We start from the raw sequence: 17,218 nt of genomic DNA, 5'->3' as shown, positions 1-17,218 counted from the left end.
CCTACTCCACCAGCCAGATCAGGGATTCATAAGGGCGCAGCATACAGGACTGCGGCCGGGCCGGGCTATCGGGGTAGTTGCCAAGCAGCAGGCGCCCCTTGCCGGTGGCCAGCTCGTCCGGCAGGGCAAAGGTGGCCGGCTCGCCGTAGAAGTTGCTCACCACCAGCAATGTCTGGCCGTTGGCGCGGCGGGCATAGGCCCAGATCTGCGGATGCCCTGCCAGCCGCTCCTGATAATCCCCCTGAGTGAAGATGGGGTGCGCCTTGCGCAGGCGGATCAGATCCCGGTAGTGCCAGAACACCGAGTGCTGGTCGGCCAGCGCCGCCTCGGCGTTGATCACCGGGTAGTTGGCGGCAGGCTTGAGCCAGGGCGTTCCGCTGGTGAAACCGGCGTTGGCCGCGGCGCTCCACTGCATCGGGGTACGCGAGTTGTCGCGGGACTTGGCGCCGAGAATGGTGAGGATCTCGGCCTCGCTCATCCCTTCGGCTTGCTTGATGGCGAAGATGTTGCGGCTCTCCACATCCTGATAGTCATCGATGCGCTGATAGCCGGGGTTGGTCATGCCGATCTCCTCCCCCTGATAGATGTAGGGGGTGCCTTGCAGGCCGTGCAGTGTGCTGGCCAGCATCTTGGCGGCCACCACCCTATGCTCGCCCTCGTCACCGAAGCGGGAGACGATGCGCGGCTGATCGTGATTGCACCAGAACAGCGCCGACCACCCCTTGCCATGCATGCCGCTCTGCCAGTGGTTGAAGATGCGCTTGAGTTCGAGGAAATCGAACGGCGCCTTGGTCCACTTGTCGCCGTTGGGGTAATCCACCTTGAGGTGGTGGAAGTTGAACACCATGGAGAGCTCGGAACCATCCAGCGCGCCGTAGCGCTGGCAGTGCTCCAGCGAAGTAGAGGACATCTCCCCCACCGTCATGGCGCCAACCGGGGCAAAGACGTCGCGGCTCACGTCCTGCAGGAATTCGTGGATGCGTGGCCCGTCGGTGTAGAAGCGGCGGCCATCGCCCACCTCGTCATTCGGAAACGCCTGATCCTTGGAGATGAGGTTGATGACGTCGAGCCGGAAACCGTCCACCCCCTTCTTGGCCCAGAAGTGGATGATGTCTTTCACCTCGGCGCGCACTGCCGGATTTTCCCAGTTGAGATCCGCCTGCTCGCGGGCAAACAGGTGCAGGTAGTACTGACCGGTGGCGGGATCCAGCTCCCAGGCGCTGCCGCCAAACTTGGATTGCCAGTTGTTCGGCACGCCGCCGTCCACTGGATCGCGCCAGATGTAGTAGTCGCGGTAGGGACTGTTCTTGTCCCCCAGCGCCGACTTGAACCAGGCGTGCTCGGTGGAGGTGTGGTTCACCACGATATCCATCACGATGCGGATGTCGCGCGCGTGGGCGGCAGCCAGCAGCGCCTCGAAATCTTCCATGGTGCCGTAGGCGGGGTCGATGGCAAGGTAGTCGGCGATGTCGTAACCGTTGTCCACCTGCGGGGAGACGTACACCGGGGTCAGCCAGAGGGCATCGACGCCGAGGGTCTTGAGATAGTCGAGGCGGGCCATGATCCCCTTGAGATCGCCGGTGCCACGGGCAGCGGAATCCTGAAAGCTCTTGGGGTAAATCTGGTAAATCACGGCGCTCTGCCACCAGGGTGTTTGGCTCATGGGTCTTGCTCTTGTCTCGAATGAAAAAGGGAGAGGGCGACCCCTGCGGGTCGCCCTGATGCGTGGGATCAGGCGCTGGCCTGGGCCAGCTTGCCGGCCGCCTGCTGGCGCTTGTAGACCAGCAGGGTCAGCACCACAGGCACCACGATGGCCACCAGCATGGCGAGGGAGTAAACGGCCCAGTATTGCGGCTGGATGGAGAGGATGCCCGGCAGGCCCCCAACCCCAATACCGTTGGCCATCACCCCGGCGAAACCGCAGATGAGGGCCGCAAGGCTGGAGCCCACCATGGCGCACAGCATGGGAAACTTGTATTTGAGGTTGATGCCGTACATGGCCGGCTCGGTCACCCCCAGGTAAGCGGAGATGGCGGCAGGCACCGAAATCTCCCGCTCGTTCTCCTTGCGGCTGATGAGGATGATCCCCACCACGGCAGATGCCTGGGCGATGTTGGAGAGGGCGATCAGCGGCCAGATCGGGGTGCCACCCATGCTCTGCATCAGCTGCAGATCCACCGCGTTGGTGGTGTGGTGGATGCCGGTGATGACCAGCGGCGCGTAGAGGAAACCGAACAGGGCAGCACCGATAGGGGCAAACGAACCTGTCATGGCAGCCTTGGCGGCAAAGCCGACGCCGTCACCCAGCCAGCGACCGAACGGACCGATAAAGGCGTGGGCCACGATCACTGCCAGCAGCAGGGAGATGAAGGGCACGATCACCAGATAGAGATAGGCCGGAATGATCCGCTTGAGGTTGGTCTCCACCCAGGCCAGGAATACCCCCGCCAGCAGGGCCGGAATGACTTGCGCCTGATAGCCCACCTTCTGGATGACGAACAGACCGAAGTCCCACACCTCGGGGGTCTGCTGACCGATGCCGTAGGCGTTCATCAGCTGGGGCGACACCAGCGTGATACCGAGCACGATGCCCAGGATCTCGGAGCCGCCCATCTTCTTCACCGCAGACCAGCAGACCCCCACCGGCAGGAAGTGGAAGATCGCCTCGCCCAGCAGCCAGAGGAAGGCGTGCACCTGGGCCCAGAACTGGCTGATCTCGGTGAGGGAATGAGTGCCATCGTCGAACATCTTGATGTCGCCGATGACGTTGCGAAAGCCCAGGATCAGACCACCTGTGATGATGGCGGGCAGCAGCGGCACGAAGATCTCCGCCAGATGGGAGATGCCCCGCTCCAGCGGGTTCATGTTCTGGCGCGCCGCCTGCTTGGCGGCCTCCTTGCTGCCGCCGCTGACGCCGATCTCTTCGGTCAGCGCCTTGTACCACTGCTCTACCTCGTTGCCGATGACCACCTGAAACTGGCCACCCTGGGTGAAGCTCCCCTTCACCGCCGGGATGGTTTCGATGGCCTTGCTGTCGGCCTTGGCCGGATCGTTCAGGACGAAGCGCAGCCGGGTCAGGCAGTGGCTGACGGTGGCGATGTTCTCCTTGCCACCGATCTTGTCGATGAGCGTGGCCAGATGTTGTGCGTTGATCTTGGACATGAGCCTTCCCTCTGTGACTCCATTGATATTGGTCTGCGTCGCCCTTTTGGGCCAGTCTGTGGGCCCGAGCGTTTTTGGTATCGTTCCCATTTAGCATGCCGCCAATTGGTCCCGATCAAAATGGGAACGTTCCCAATTCGTGGCCGAGGTCACAAAAAGCGCGTTTTTTGTGCGGCGCTAGGTGATGGCGTTCACAAAGAGTGGCAGGGAGCTATGGTCGCCAGCGGGGGCAGATCCTGCTCGATCTGGCCGAGCAGCTGGCGCGCGGCCTGCTCCCCCGCCCCCTTGTAGCCGAGATCCAGGCTGAGGGCGTTGGGGAAGAGAAAAGAGAGCATGGGGTTGTTGCCAAGGCCGGTCACCAGCACCTCGCTGCGCCCCTGCTCCTGCAGGTACTTGGCGGCACCGATGGCCAGGGTGTCGCTGGCGCAGACCAAGGCGCCCGTGGTCGGGGTGAGCAACTCAGCCGCCAACCGGTAGCCGCTCTGCAGGCTGAGATCGCCGAGGGCGCTGCGCGCCGTCAGCCCCTGTTCGGCGCAGTAGCCGAGGTAGGCATCGAGTCGGCGCTGGCCGGTGGTGAGGTCGGCAGTGTCCACCCCCAGGTAGGCAATCTCGCGAATGCCGCGGTTAGCGAGCTGGTCCAGCATGGTGCGCACCGCACCGGCATCGTCGAAACAGACCGAGGAGAAACCGGGATGGTCGCGGGCCACCAGCACCAGCTTCTCCCTGAGCGGCGCCATGGCGGCATAGTCGAGATCGTTGAAGGCGAACAAAATGATGCCATCCACCCCGCGCCGCTCCAGCACCGCCAGATGCTCCTGCACCTTGGCGGGGGAGAACTTGCTCTCCATCAGCACGGCGTCGTAACCGCGCCGGTAGAGGGTCTCCAGCATGCCGCGCACCGCCTGGTTTTCCGAGCTGGAGTCTAGCCGCGAGACGATGATCCCCACCACCTGCTGGCTCTGGCTGCGCATGGCCCGCGCCGACTTGCTCGGCACGAAGCCGTGCTCGGCGATGATCTGCTCCACCCGCTCGCGGGTCGCCTGCTTCACCTTGGGATCCTGGTTGAGCACCCGAGAGACGGTCGACTTGCCAACACCACTGAGTCGGGCGATATCGAGGATGGTCAGTTTTTTGTCCATGAAGTGGCTCACAGGGGCTCGGCGGTGGAATTGCCCACATTGTTGTGATTAACCCCTGTGAATACAAGCCCATGGCGTTAGAATGCCCTTTTGGCACCGGCGCATGCCGTGCCACCCGCCATCGCACAGGACGCGCATCATGGGTCTATTCGCCAGTCTGCTTCCATCTCTCTCCGTCACGGGCCCCGTTTATCGCACAGGAGATCCATCATGACTCTGCTGGCCAGTCTGTACTTCTCCCTCTCCATCACGGGCCCCATCTGCGTGGTGCTGCTGCTCGGCATCTGGCTCAAGCAGCTGGGCCTGCTGCCGGACAGCTTCGTCGAGTCCGCTTCCCGCCTGGTGTTCCAGGTCACCCTGCCGGCGCTTCTGTTTCTCAGCATGGTGCGCACCGATTTCTCCACCATGCCGAGCCCCTGGCTCATCGTCTACGGCCTGCTCGGCACCCTCACCGGCTTTCTGGTGCTGGAGCTGCTGGCGGCCCGCTTAATCCCCGAGCGGCGCCAGCGCGGCATCTTCGTGCAAGGGAGCTTTCGCGGCAACATGGGGATCATGGGACTGGCCTATGTGCAGAATGCCTACGGCGCCGAGGGGATCGGCGCCGCCGCCCTGCTGGTGGGCTCGGTCACCGTGCTCTACAACGTGCTTGCGGTGATCACCCTGACCCGGAGCCTGGGGGGCAGCAAGGGGATCAAGCCGATCCTCAGGGGGATCGCCAAAAACCCGTTGATCATCGCCATCCTGGCGGCCCTGCCGTTCGGCCTGCTCGGCATCGAGCTGCCCCAGCTGGTGATCACCACGGGCAACTACTTCGCCAACATGACCCTGCCGCTGGCGCTGCTCTGCACCGGCGCCAGCCTCAACCTCAAGGCCCTGCGCGGCGGCGCCCTGCTGACCGGCTGGGCCACCGCCAACCGGCTGCTGTGCATCCCGGTGCTGCTGGTGATGGGCGCCTGGGCGCTCGGCTTCAGCCCGCAGGCGCTCGGCATCCTGTTTCTCATCAGCTCCACCCCCACCGCCGCCGCCAGCTATGTGATGACCCGCGCCATGGGGGGCGACAGTGCCCTGGCAGCCAACATCATCGCCACCACCACGCTAGGCTCGCTCGTCACCACCAGCCTGGGGGCCACCCTGATGAACTACCTGGGGCTGATGGGCTAGCCAGCAGCAAACGTGCTGGCCCTCACCCCTTCATCACCCCCTTGACCTTGCCGCGGGCGGCAGCTTTACGCTGACTCTCAATCAACAGAGGAGATATCCCATGACCATCGAACTCACCGTCTCCGGCATGTCCTGCGGTGGCTGCGCTGCCAGCCTGCAAAAAGCCCTGCTGGCCCAGCCTGCCGTCAGCAGCGCCAGCGTCGACTTTGCCAGCAGCAAGGCCATCATCGAGAGCGAACTGAGCAAGGACGATCTGATCGCCCTGATCGAAACCAAAGGCTTCTCGGCGAGTTAAATTATCTCCATATAGGTATAAAACAGGTTAAAATTCTGTACCCAGCTGTTTTTTGGTGAGAGTCATCACAAACCCCTGCAACAGAAAGCGCAAACTTGCTGCAATTTTTATCACCCAGAAGGAATTGCAGCATGACTCTCCCGATCCGCAAGACCCTGCTCGCCGCCGTCCTCGGCCTGACCCTCTCCCCGATGGCCATGGCCCTGCCCAACGTCCATATCCTGGCCACCGGCGGCACCATTGCCGGGGCGGGGCAGTCCGCTACCCAGTCCAACTACGAGGCCGGCAAGGTGGCCATCGAGACCCTGATCGCCGCCGTGCCCGAGATGAAGAACGTGGCCGACGTGCAGGGCGAGCAGGTGGTGAAGATCGGCTCCCAGGACATGAACGACGAGGTATGGCTCAAGCTCGCCAAGCGGGTCAACGAGCTGCTGGCCAGGGATGACGTGGACGGCATCGTCATCACCCACGGCACCGACACCATGGAAGAGACCGCCTATTTCCTCAATCTGACCGTCAAGAGCGACAAGCCGGTGGTGCTGGTCGGCGCCATGCGCCCCTCCACCGCCATGAGCGCCGACGGCCCGATGAACCTCTACAACGCCGTGGTGACCGCCTCCGACCCCGCCTCCAAGGGGCGTGGCGTCATGGTGGCGATGAACGACACCGTACTCGATGCCCGTGACGTCACCAAGACCAACACCACAGGGGTGCAGACCTTCGCCTCCCCCAACTTCGGCCCGCTCGGCTATATCCACAACGGCAAGATCGACTATCAGCGCAGCCCGGCCCGTCAGCACACCAGCAAGACCCCGTTTGACGTGAGCAAGCTCGACAAGCTGCCCCAGGTCGGCATCGTCTACAGCTACGCCAACGCTTCTGATCTGCCGGCCAAGGCCCTGGTGGATGCCAAGTTCGATGGCATCGTCAGCGCCGGGGTGGGCAACGGCAACCTCTACCACACCCTGTTCGACACCCTAGCCAAGGCGAGCAAGGACGGCATCCGCGTAGTGCGCTCGGCACGCGTGCCGACCGGCTCCACCACCCTGGATGCCGAGATCGATGACGCCAAGTACGGCTTCGTCGCCGCCGAGACCCTCAACCCGCAGAAGGCGCGGGTGCTGCTGATGCTTGCCCTGACCCAGAGCAAGGATCCGGCCCAGATCCAGCGCTGGTTCCAGCAGTTCTGATCTCTCTGCCGGCCTCGGCCGGCAGAGGGAATGAATAAAAAAGGGCGGGATACCATCCCGCCCTTGTTCGTGGCACATCAGCCCATGACCAGCCAGCCGCAGAAGCCAAGATAGATCAGCCCCACCCAGGCGAGCCTGCCCGCCGTCATCCGCTCCCGACTGAACCCCCACCACAACAGCACGACCGCCAGCAGCGTCACCAGCGAGGAGACCATCATGGTGCTGTCCAGCAGCCAAGGGGTGAACAGCAGGCAGAACGCCTTGGGAATGGTGCCCTGGATCATCATGGCCCCCGAGATATTGGCCAGTGCCAGCCGGTGCTTGCCCTGCCGCACCCAGATCAGCACGTTCATCAGCTCGGGCATCTCGGTCGCCACCGGGCTCAGCAACAGGGCCGCCAGCACCGGCGAGAGACCGAACAGCTCGCCCATGCTCTCCAGCTGGTGAACGAACAACTGGGCCGCCAGTGCCACCACCACCAGCGCCACCAGGGTTTGCAGCAACACCTTGCCGAGCGCCGGGATCTCGGCGCCCGGATCCAGCTTGAGGGGCTCTGGCAACTCGACCTCGTGGCTGTCGGTCTGTTTCAGCTCGCGCCGCACATAGACCAGATACACCAGCACGAACAACGGAGCCAACCAGGTTTTACCGGTGAAGGCCACCATGCCGAGGGCCACCGCCACCAGGAAGATGCCGACGAACCAGGCCTGATCACGGCCTATCTCCCGCTGCACCTCGCCATCGATGGCCCTGTGCTCCCGGCTCATGCACAGCAGCAGGGTCACGCCGACGGCGGCATAACCTATGGTGGCCAACACCAGCGGGCCGCCGAGGGCGGCACCTATGCCTATCTGCTGCTGAGCGGGGGCATCCCCCATCAGCAAGGCGGTCAGGGTGACGATGCATTCGGGCAGGGCCGTGCCGAGGGCCGCCAGCAGGGAGCCGGTGGCACTCTGGGATAACTTGAAGTGGTGGCCGGTCCATTCGATGCCATTGACGAAATATTCGCAGGCCAGATAGATGGTGACGGCAGAGAGCAGAAATAACAGCAGGGTGATCAGCATGATGAGTAACCGCCAGGCGAGCAGAACAACCAATGGACCCGATACGGCTCGCCCGGCTGGCTTGCATATCGAGGCCAAAGGTCTTGCAGAGCGATGGATGCCATCGCCGCCCATGCCATGGATCTGAGGATCCAAGAATGTTGACATGAGCCCTGCCCGGATCACGGGCGGGTTGCTACTCCCCTATGACAGTACGGGCTTTTTACCAAGTTGACCGCCACCCCACAAGGCAAACTAATGATCATTGACTCAACAAGTTGTAAGGGAATGTAACCGTCCACCCATCGGCTTTGCCATCCGGATCCACTTCAATGCCGGTGAGTTCCTCGCCTTGGCACACCGTTTGCTATGAGATGACTACTGTCCACACTGATTTGGGAAGGGTGAACGATGAAACGGTGGATCCAACATTTCTATCAACTGAACCGCCTCAACTGGCTGATGGTCTGGCTGCTGCTCTGCTGCAGCATCATTCTGCTGTTTCCGGCCGGTTTGATGCAGGGGGCCGTCAGCCAGTGGGCCGCCACACACGCCGCCTGGCTCGGGGTCGGCATGCTGATCGCCATCTCCTACTTCTGCAGTCAGGGCTTCCTGATCGCCTGGGAGTGGGCCTGTGACGAGTGGCAGTCGCGCCGTCAGCAGGATCAGCTGGCCCAGATGATCTCCTTCCTCGACTTCAACGAGAAGGCGGTGCTGCGCGAGTTCGTGCTGCAGCGCAAAAGCGTCATAAACTTGCCGATCACCGAGCCCGCCGTCAAAAACCTGATGGATGCCGGCGTGCTCACCTACGCCTACGGCAAGCCGGCCCGGGAGAAAGAGGACGAGAACCAGATCCGCGCCCTGATGATCGCCCTGCCCGCCCGCCCGCTGCTCACCTACAAGGTGCTGGGGCTGTCGCGCGGCAAGATGAGTGACGAGCAGGTGGAGCAGATCATGAACGCCAGACCCAAGTTCGCGCAGAAAAGCTTCCAGCGCTGATCGTCGTTCCCGCCAATAAAAAGAGCCGGCCCTGTGGCCGGCTCTGTCGTTTCAGCCCCGTTACTGGGTTCTGGCCTTGAGATACCCGGCGTAGTCCGGGATCTGCACGCTGAACGCCTGGCGCATGTGGGGGCTGTCCATGATGAAGTCGGCGGTCGCCTCGTTGGTGGCAACCGGGATGTTCCAGACTGCCGCGAGGCGCAGCAAGGCCTTCACGTCCGGATCGTGGGGCACTGCATTGAGGGGATCCCAGAAGAAGATCAGCACGTCGATCTTGCCCTCGGCTATCAGGGCGCCAAGCTGCTGGTCGCCCCCCATGGGGCCGGAGAAGAGACAGGTGATGGGCAGCTGTGCCTGCTTGCCGAGCATGGTGCCTGTGGTGCCGGTGGCGTAGAGGTGGTGGAGCTTGAGCTCCTCCTTGCGCCGCATCACCCAGTTCAGCAGAGGGGTCTTCATGTTGTCGTGAGCCACCAGCGCCACTCGCTTGTGGGGCGCCATCTCACGGGCGATCTGTTCCATGGACATCATCCGTAGCAGTGTTGTTTGAATAGAGCCGTATCCTAATCGAAAGCGGCGCCCGTTGCCTTGCCGGGCGCCGTAACTGTGATCACTTCGACTGTTCAATCCACTGCCTGTTCTTCTGCTCCAGCACCGAGATGGGCAGCATGCCGTATTCCAGTACATGGTGGTGGAACGCCTTGAGGTCAAAACCTCCGCCCAGCGCCTGCTCGGCCGACTCCCGCATCCGGATCAGCGCCAGCTGGCCCGCCTTGTAGGAGGTCGCCTGGCCGGTGTAGGCCATGTAGCGGGGCACCTCGGAGCTGATGTCCCCGTCCCCCAGCGCCGAGTTCTCCTTCATGTAGTTGGCGGCCTGGTCGTGGTTCCAGCCATACCAGTGGATGCCGGTATCCACCACCAGCCGCATCGCCCTCAGCATCTCCTCGTTGAGGCGACCGAAGTACTGTAGCTGGTTGTTGAAGGCAGACGATCCCTCGACCTTCACGTCCCCCACCGCCGGATCGTAGAGACCGCGCCCCTGATAGAGTCCCATGTCGTGATCCGCCAGGTATTCGGTGTAGAGCGCCCAGCCCTCCGCATAGGCGGTGTAGGAGGCGTTCGCCACGTACTGCGGGAAGTCGGGATCCTTGGCGGCCAGCTCCTGGGCGATGGTGATCTGGAAGTGGTGGCCTGGCGCCGCCTCGTGGGCCAGCAGGGTGCTGATGTTCCAGCTCTGCAGGCCATAGGGGTAGTAGGTGTTGAGGAAGAAGCGCCCCTTGCGGCCGGTCTGCGGGTTGCCGTCCTGATACCAGGCCACCCCGCCGTATGGCGCGTCCTTATAGGAGACGGGCACCACCTCGTAATCCAGCTTGGGAATGGTGCGCTCGGCATCGAAGAAGTCCGGCAGCACCAGCGCCGCCTTGCTCTTGAAGGCGTTGTACTCCTGCAGTGCCCGCTCGTGCTCGGCCAGCGCCTGCTGCTGCGGCCCGCTCAGGGTCGCACCGGTGGCGTTGCCGGGGTTGAGGCCGGCCGACCAGACCGCCAGCGGGTTCTGATAGAAGAAGGCCGGTTCGTTCAGGTAGCGGAAGAAGGCGTAGATCTGACCGCTCTGCTTGCTCTGGGCCACGTCGTCGCTGTCGCACTTGCCGACGGTATGGCACACCTTGACCATGGCGCCGAAGATCCGCGCCACCTCGCTCAGCCCCAGCTCATGCACCTGCTCCGGCGTCATGTCGGTGGTGGTGTGCTTCTTCAGCAGCCAGCGATACCAGTCACGCCCGTTGGTCATGCCGCAGAAACCGTCGTCGCACTCGCCGCTGCCAAGGCGCACCGCATAGGCACCGCCGTGCCGGTAATCCAGATAGTCCCGCAGCGCCAGATAGTGGCCGTTGATGCTGTCCAGCACCCCCTTGTACTCGCTGCGCAGCGCCTCGTCCGCCTCTCCCGGCAGCTGCTGCCAGCCGAGGTAGGAACCGGCGATCGCCTCGCCCTCCAGCTTGCTGTCGAGCTGGGCCAGCAGCCGGTCCACCAGCTCGTCTGGCAGGGTGTTGCCCTGGGCGCTGCCCAGTTCGAACTGGTGCTTCACCTCGGCAAGGTAGCCGTCATAGGCCTTGAGCCAGCTGAGGTGCTCCTGATACCAGGCCAGTGGTGCGGTTGTGGCCCTCGCCTTGCTGGCCACAACCGGTGCCGCTGCCGGGCGATCAATGTCGCGCCGCCAGGTGGCATCCCCCGGCGCAACCCGATCGGCCGAACTCTGCTCGAAGTAGTCGAAGCCGGGCTCGACGGTGCGGGCAGCTTTGCCGCTGGCCGGTGCGGCCCCCACCTCATCGGCCAGGTCCACCACCCGGTTGCTGAAGTGGTGGATCGGGATCTGGGACTGGGGCAGATCGTAACCGGTCAGGTTGATCTGCAGATCCCAGCGGATCATGTCGTAGAACAACCGGTCCCGTTCGCTCAGCACGCTCGCGTCCAGGGCATCCAGCCGCTTGAGCAGGGCGCTGTCGAGGGCCTTGCGCTTGGCGATGCTGGCGGCATCGATGGCAAAACCGTAGGGGTCGAGCGCCTGGCTCTCGCGCAGGGCCTCGTCCATGGTCTGCATCAGGGAGGCCTTGGTGGCGGCGGGATCCGCCGGCGCGTGGGAGCTGTTGTCATTGCAGGCAGCGAGCGAGAGTGCGATGGCACAAGCCAGCGCCAGTTTGTTGGGCAAGAAGTGCATGGTGTAGTCCTTTAACCGTTGTTATTGTTTGCCCCCGAAAAGGGGTTCCAATAGTGCACCTCTCTTGCTAGCTTTTTTGCGACATGATTAACAAAAATAAGCTTACTTTTCATGATGATAAGGTCAATGAAAAGCTATGCAGACGGACATTAAAAAACCCGCCTGAGCGGGTTTTTTAATCGTTTTTTCATGCCATAACTATTCAGGACGAGCCGTGATGCAGCTGGGACTGCTGATAGTTTTCCAGCCCGATGCGATCGATGAGATCGAGCTGGGTCTCCAGCCAATCCACGTGCTCCTCCTCATCCTCCAGAATATCCTGGAACAGGTCGCGGCTGATGTAGTCCTGTACCGACTCGGCGTAGGCGATGGCCACCTTCAGATCCGGGATGGCATCCATCTCCAGCGACAGGTCACAGCGCAGCATCTCCTCCACCGTCTCGCCGATGCGCAGCTTGCCCAGATCCTGCAAGTTGGGCAGCCCTTCCAGAAACAGCACCCGTTTGACCAGCTCGTCGGCGTGTTTCATCTCATCGATGGACTCGTGATACTCCTTGTGCCCGAGCGCCTTGAGGCCCCAGTCATCGTAGATGCGGGCATGCAGAAAATATTGGTTGATGGCTATCAGCTCATTGGCCAGCACCTTGTTGAGGTGGGCGATGATCTTGGGATCTCCTTTCATCGACAGTGCTCCTTGGTTCGTGCCTGAGGCTTAGATCCTTAGAGCTTAGTCCAGAAAGATGACAACAAGAGGTCCGGCGAGCTTGCTCGCCAGCGGGAAGGGATTGAAGAGACGGGCCGGTTTTGCTGGCAACGGGTTCTGCTCAGGCCACCTCGTAGTAGAGCGGCGCCTGCTCCAGCTCGGCCTTGTCGAGTTCGGCGGCGATGATCTCCATGGTCATGCGCACGCATTTGCCACACTGGGCGCCCACTTCGAGCGACTGCTTGAGCTGGCGAAACTCGGTCTTGCCTGCCTGTACCGCCTTGCGGATCTGGGAATCTGTGATGCCGCGGCACAAACAGACATACATAGTGTTTACCTCATGCTGGATTGCCATGAAATCTAAATGAGAATGGTTCGTAGTGCAAATAACGATTGGTAATAAGATCCCCCGCTTGCCAGCCATCAACCCCTTGGTGACAATGCCCTGTCACTGAGGGAAACATCATGCTCAAGAAACTGTTCACTGCCCTGTTTGGCGGCCAACCCGCTGTGGTCGCCGAAATCACCCCCACCGAATACGCCGGCTACCTCATCTATCCCGAGCCCATGGCCGAAGGGGGTCAGTATCGGCTGGCTGGCCGCATCACCAAGGAGCTGGACGGTGTGCTGCAGACCCACCGCTTCATCCGCTCCGATCTGTTTGCCAACCCCGCCGATGCGGAGCGCTTCATGGTGCAGAAGGCGCACACCTTCATCGACCAGATGGGGGATCGCATGTTTGAGCCCCGCAAACCGGCCGACAACGCAGCCTCATGATGCCGGCTGCACTCGACGAGTTGCGCCAGGCGCTGGCCCGTACCGGCGAACGGCGGCTGATCTGGCTGGAAGGTGACGAGGCCGATTGCATCTCCCGAGCCGAGGCGCTGCTAAGCGGCGTCAGCTACTGGCTGGGGGACGGCCCGAGCGAGCACCACCCGCAACCGGCGGCCAAGGCGTTGCAGCGGCTCGGTCAGGAGTGCGACACGCTGGTGTTCAATGCGTTCAGTGGTTTTCACCCCGATGCATTCGGCGCGCTGGCAGGCACCTTGCGGGCAGGCGGTCTGCTGCTGTTGCTGACTCCACCGCGGGCCCAATGGCCAGCCTGGCCGGATCCGGATCGGGTGCGGCTGGTGGCACAACCGGAAGACATGGTGCTGGCGGGTCACGGCTTTCTCGCTAGGCTGGTGCGGCTGCTGGCGGGTGACCCCGCCCTCGAGCTGACGCCCCCAGCCACGACGACCCCCTGGCAGCCGGTTGGGCCAGCGCGGCCATTGAGCTGTGATCAGGCGCGCGCCCTGCCCGCCATCCACAAGGTGTTGCACGGTCACCGCCGCCGCCCGCTGGTGTTGAGCGCGGATCGGGGTCGCGGCAAGAGCAGCCTGCTGGGGCTGGCCGCCGCCGAGCTGCTGCGCCAACAACCCGCTCTGCAGATCCTGGTGACGGCCCCCTCCCAGGCCACGGTCGCCACCCTGTTTGCCCACGCCGCCCGCGCCCTTGAAGACGCGCCACAGCTGCTGACAGGGCTCAGCTACTGCTCGCCGGATCGGCTGGTGCACGAGCCGCTGCAACCCGACCTGCTGCTGGTAGACGAAGCGGCCGCCATTCCCACCCCTCTGCTGGAAGCCATGCTGGCCCGGCACGGCCGCATTGTCTTCGCCACCACAGAGCACGGCTACGAGGGCACCGGGCGCGGTTTTCACCTGCGCTTCAAGCGAGTGCTCGATCGCGAGACGCCCGGCTGGCAGGAGATCCACCTGGCCGAGCCGATCCGCTGGAGTAGCCGGGATCCGCTGGAGCCGCTGGTGTTCCGGCTGCTAGGCCTCAATGCCGAGGTCGAGATGCCGCCAGCGCCCACCCAGCCTGGCTGGCGCCGGTTCGAGCAGGATGCGCTGGCTGCCGACGAGGGGCTGCTCCATCGGGTGTTCGGCCTGCTGGTGCTGGCCCACTACCAGACCACACCGAGCGATCTGCGCTACCTGCTGGAGAGCCCGGCCCTCGACATCCACCTGCTGGAGCAGGGTCCGCATCTGCTCGGGGTGGCGCTGGTAGTCCGGGAAGGAGAGATAGCAGACGAGCTGGCCGAGGCGATCTGGGCCGGGCGGCGGCGCCCGCGCGGCCATCTGCTGCCCCAGTCGCTACTGGCGCACGCCGGCTTCAAAACAGCAGGCGCACGCAGCTACGCCCGGGTAATGCGCATCGCCATCCACCCGACTCTCCATCGCCACGGGCTGGGGTCGCTCCTGCTAACCCGCCTCGAACAGCATTATCAGGCGGCAGGGCTCGACTATCTGGGCTCGGCTTTCTCGGCCAGCGCCGACTTGTTGCCATTCTGGCGCAAGGCCGGGCTCAAGGTGCTGCGCATCGGCCTGCAGCGGGATGCCGCCAGCGGCAGCCACGCCGCCCTGCTGCTCAAGGCGCTGCAACCGGCCCGCACCGCCGAACTGGCCGAGTGGCATCGCCGCTTCGAACGTCAGTTGCCCACCCTGCTGGCTGGCGAGCTGAAAACCCTTGAATCCGAGCTGGTGTGGCAATGCCTGCAGGATGCGGAGGCCAGCTCGAGCGGGCTCGATGAGTTTGATCAGGATGAGCTGGCCTGCTTTGCCCACCACCACAAGCCGTTCGAGCTGTGCCAACCCAGCCTGCAACGCTGGCTGGCGGGCAACCTGACGAAACTGGCACAGCTTGACCCCGCCGAGCGGCAACTGCTGATCGCCACCATCTGGCAATATGCCGACTGGGGAGCGCTGGCGGCCAGGCTGCAACTGGCAGGCAAGCCGGCGGTCATCAAGGCGCTGCGCAGCCTGCTGGCCCGGCTGCTGCCGCCCGCTACCACTCGATAGGCTCGCCTCGCCAGTCGAGGTAGCTCAGCTCGCCATCCGGCGTCAGCCGCGCCATCAGCGTGACCAGGTGCTCGGCAGCCTGTGGCGGGCTGTGCAGGCTGCCGGCGGCCAGGTTGCCGTGAAACGGCCGCGAGAGCGGGGTGTCCACCGTGCCCGGATGAAACGCCAGCAGCTTGACGCCGGGCGCCCGTCTGGCGAGCTCGATGGCGGCGCACTTGAGCAGCATGTTGAGGGCTGCCTTGGCGGCGCGATAGCCATACCAGCCCCCGGCGCGGTTGTCGCCAATGCTGCCGACCCGGGCACTGAGCACCGCCAGGGTACAGGGGCTCGACCCCAGCAGGGGCAGCAGCTGGCTGATCCAGCGCAGGGGCAGCAGGGCGTTGGTCTGGTAGAGCAGGGTCATGGCCTCGAGGTTGAGCGCCTCTAACCGTTTCTCCGGCCGGATGCCTCCCTGCTGCAGCAGGCCGTTGCAGATCACCAGCCAGCGCGGCCTCGGCGCCAGCTCACCGATGCGGGCCACCGCCTCTGCCAGCTGTTCATCACTGTAATCGCAGCGCAGCCAGTGCAGCTTGCTGCTGTTGAACCCCGCCGGTTGCGGCTGGCGACTGACGGCGATGACAGGCGCAGTGTCCGCCGCCAGCCAGTGCGCCACCAGGGCGCCTCCCAGCCCACCGCCGGCGCCGATCACCACGACGCTCTCTTCCATGACTCCCCCTTGCGGCGAGTGTGATGGCCTTCTCCATCGCCCCGCGCTTTTCCTGATAGGCTGATACGCGCCTTCCAGCCTGCGGGATCAAGCGGTTATGGAGGCGATCTTGTGTGGATCCCGTCGTCAGCGGCAGATCCATTCCTATACTGAGGGAAAACCGCAGCGGCTGCTGCCAGCGCAACCAGAAGCACGAGAGTGACCATGATGGCCAAAGACGGGGAAGAGCGTAAATCCATTCTGACCGAGAGCGGCACCAACGAGCTCGAGATCATCGAATTCCACCTCAAGAAGCAGCTGCCCGATGGCCGCGAGAAAATAGCCTACTACGGCATCAACGTCGCCAAGGTGCGCGAGGTGATCCGGGTGCCGGAGACCACCGACTACCCCAACGCCCAGCGTCACATGGTGGGGGTTTTCTCCCTGCGCGAGCGGCTGATCCCGCTGGTGGATCTGGCCGGCTGGCTTGGCATCAAAACCAACCCGGACAACAGCAACAAGGTGGTCATCGTCACCGATTTCAACAAGATGGCGAACGGCTTCCTCATCGACAGCGTCAGCAGGATCCACCGGGTCTCCTGGGAGGATGTGGAGTCCCCCAGCCAGTTCCTGGAGGCGGGCGAGAATGACTGCGTGGTGGCGGTGGTCAGGCGCGACGGCAACCTCATCATGATCCTCGACTTCGAGAAGATCATCGCCGACATCAACCCAGAGCTCAGCATGGAGAAGTACGATGTGACCCAGGATCGCAAGGTCATCATCGACGATCGCATGATGGCCATGCGCCAGGCCAAAACCATCCTGGTGGTGGACGACTCCGCCTTCATCCGCAAGATGATCGAGACCACCCTGCGCACCGCGGGCTACAACGTGGTGACCGCCAAGGACGGGGGCGATGGGCTGGAGATGCTGATGGAGTTCGATCGCCTGTCGCAGGAGGAGAAGATCCCGGTGGCCGAGTTCGTCAGCGGCATCATCACCGACGTGGAGATGCCCCGCATGGACGGCATGCACCTGCTCAAGCGGCTGCGCGACACCCCCGCCTTCAAGACCATCCCCATCGTCATGTTCTCGTCGCTGATGAGCGATGACAACCGCCAAAAGGCGCTGCAGCTGGGGGCCAACGACACCATCACCAAACCGGAGCTGGGCCGCATGGTCGGCATGATGGACAACTTCCTGCTCGGCATCCCCATTCCCAAACCGGGCAACCTGTGAGGCCGCCGGTCGGCCACGCAAACAAAAGGGCGCCTCGGCGCCCTTTTGC

At 63.5% G+C, this 17,218-nt stretch carries 16 protein-coding genes and 1 riboswitch; of the genes, 7 read left to right on the top strand and 9 right to left on the bottom strand.

Annotation, left to right across the window (positions count from 1 at the left end):
- Position 1: 1 nt before the first annotated feature.
- The 3 genes from treC to treR all read right to left on the bottom strand — a co-directional run bounded on the left by treC (position 2) and on the right by treR (position 4,301).
- Positions 2-1,663, bottom strand: a complete 1,662-nt coding sequence (gene treC / locus G5134_RS15635; RefSeq protein ID WP_065017246.1) for an alpha,alpha-phosphotrehalase — start codon at positions 1,661-1,663, stop codon at positions 2-4.
- Between the two features lie 68 nt (positions 1,664-1,731).
- Complete coding sequence (treB, locus tag G5134_RS15630) at positions 1,732-3,162, bottom strand: PTS trehalose transporter subunit IIBC (protein WP_024944796.1); 1,431 nt, start codon at positions 3,160-3,162, stop codon at positions 1,732-1,734.
- Between the two features lie 191 nt (positions 3,163-3,353).
- Positions 3,354-4,301 carry a trehalose operon repressor TreR gene (treR, locus tag G5134_RS15625; RefSeq protein WP_065017247.1) on the bottom strand — a complete coding sequence of 316 codons (948 nt, stop codon included), beginning with the start codon at positions 4,299-4,301 and terminating at the stop codon, positions 3,354-3,356.
- Positions 4,302-4,511: 210 nt separating this feature from the next.
- Here treR and G5134_RS15620 point away from each other — a divergent pair, with 210 nt between their 5' ends.
- From G5134_RS15620 to ansB, 3 genes are all read left to right on the top strand, one after another.
- Positions 4,512-5,462, top strand: coding sequence for an AEC family transporter (locus G5134_RS15620; protein ID WP_065017248.1), 951 nt, complete (start codon positions 4,512-4,514; stop codon positions 5,460-5,462).
- Between the two features lie 100 nt (positions 5,463-5,562).
- Entirely contained in the window at positions 5,563-5,757 is a 195-nt protein-coding gene (locus G5134_RS15615; protein ID WP_065017249.1) for a heavy-metal-associated domain-containing protein, read from the top strand.
- Between the two features lie 131 nt (positions 5,758-5,888).
- Positions 5,889-6,947 carry an L-asparaginase 2 gene (gene ansB, locus G5134_RS15610; protein ID WP_005305526.1) on the top strand — a complete coding sequence of 353 codons (1,059 nt, stop codon included), beginning with the start codon at positions 5,889-5,891 and terminating at the stop codon, positions 6,945-6,947.
- Positions 6,948-7,024: 77 nt separating this feature from the next.
- Here ansB and G5134_RS15605 read toward each other — a convergent pair whose 3' ends face one another.
- Complete coding sequence (locus G5134_RS15605; protein WP_041204774.1) at positions 7,025-8,011, bottom strand: sodium:calcium antiporter; 987 nt, start codon at positions 8,009-8,011, stop codon at positions 7,025-7,027.
- Between the two features lie 89 nt (positions 8,012-8,100).
- A riboswitch (yybP-ykoY riboswitch) is annotated at positions 8,101-8,207 on the bottom strand.
- 194 nt (positions 8,208-8,401) lie between these two features.
- Between G5134_RS15605 and G5134_RS15600 the strand changes: the two genes are divergently transcribed.
- Positions 8,402-8,989 carry a superinfection exclusion B family protein gene (locus tag G5134_RS15600; protein WP_005305531.1) on the top strand — a complete coding sequence of 196 codons (588 nt, stop codon included), beginning with the start codon at positions 8,402-8,404 and terminating at the stop codon, positions 8,987-8,989.
- 60 nt (positions 8,990-9,049) lie between these two features.
- Here the strand turns inward: G5134_RS15600 and G5134_RS15595 are convergent, their stop codons facing one another.
- The 4 genes from G5134_RS15595 to G5134_RS15580 form a co-directional block, all read right to left on the bottom strand.
- Positions 9,050-9,508, bottom strand: coding sequence for a methylglyoxal synthase (locus G5134_RS15595; RefSeq protein ID WP_005305534.1), 459 nt, complete (start codon positions 9,506-9,508; stop codon positions 9,050-9,052).
- An 88-nt stretch (positions 9,509-9,596) separates the two neighbouring features.
- Positions 9,597-11,702 (bottom strand): DUF885 domain-containing protein, encoded by a 2,106-nt coding sequence (locus tag G5134_RS15590; protein WP_065017250.1) that lies wholly within the window; start codon positions 11,700-11,702, stop codon positions 9,597-9,599.
- A gap of 202 nt (positions 11,703-11,904) precedes the next feature.
- Positions 11,905-12,384 carry a bacterioferritin gene (gene bfr / locus G5134_RS15585; protein WP_005314068.1) on the bottom strand — a complete coding sequence of 160 codons (480 nt, stop codon included), beginning with the start codon at positions 12,382-12,384 and terminating at the stop codon, positions 11,905-11,907.
- A gap of 142 nt (positions 12,385-12,526) precedes the next feature.
- A complete protein-coding gene (locus G5134_RS15580; protein WP_016352142.1) occupies positions 12,527-12,733 on the bottom strand; it encodes a bacterioferritin-associated ferredoxin in 207 nt (68 codons plus the stop codon).
- A gap of 137 nt (positions 12,734-12,870) precedes the next feature.
- Here G5134_RS15580 and G5134_RS15575 point away from each other — a divergent pair, with 137 nt between their 5' ends.
- Both G5134_RS15575 and G5134_RS15570 read left to right on the top strand, forming a co-directional pair.
- Entirely contained in the window at positions 12,871-13,182 is a 312-nt protein-coding gene (locus G5134_RS15575; RefSeq protein ID WP_065017251.1) for an HlyU family transcriptional regulator, read from the top strand.
- Positions 13,179-15,245 carry a tRNA(Met) cytidine acetyltransferase TmcA gene (locus G5134_RS15570; protein WP_065017252.1) on the top strand — a complete coding sequence of 689 codons (2,067 nt, stop codon included), beginning with the start codon at positions 13,179-13,181 and terminating at the stop codon, positions 15,243-15,245. Before G5134_RS15575 ends, G5134_RS15570 begins: the two co-directional genes overlap by 4 nt.
- Here the strand turns inward: G5134_RS15570 and G5134_RS15565 are convergent.
- Complete coding sequence (locus tag G5134_RS15565; RefSeq protein ID WP_065017253.1) at positions 15,232-15,951, bottom strand: SDR family NAD(P)-dependent oxidoreductase; 720 nt, start codon at positions 15,949-15,951, stop codon at positions 15,232-15,234. The genes G5134_RS15570 and G5134_RS15565 overlap by 14 nt on opposite strands.
- Positions 15,952-16,155: 204 nt before the next feature.
- On the opposite strand from G5134_RS15565, the gene G5134_RS15560 reads away from it, so the two are divergent.
- Complete coding sequence (locus tag G5134_RS15560; protein WP_005305558.1) at positions 16,156-17,169, top strand: chemotaxis protein CheV; 1,014 nt, start codon at positions 16,156-16,158, stop codon at positions 17,167-17,169.
- Positions 17,170-17,218: the final 49 nt, after the last annotated feature.

The sequence above is a fragment of the Aeromonas sp. 600276 genome (assembly GCF_049175815.1).
Lineage (GTDB): Bacteria > Pseudomonadota > Gammaproteobacteria > Enterobacterales > Aeromonadaceae > Aeromonas > Aeromonas dhakensis.
The sequence above is the reverse complement of the archived record's forward strand: the minus strand, read 5'-3'. Positions and strand labels throughout refer to the sequence as shown.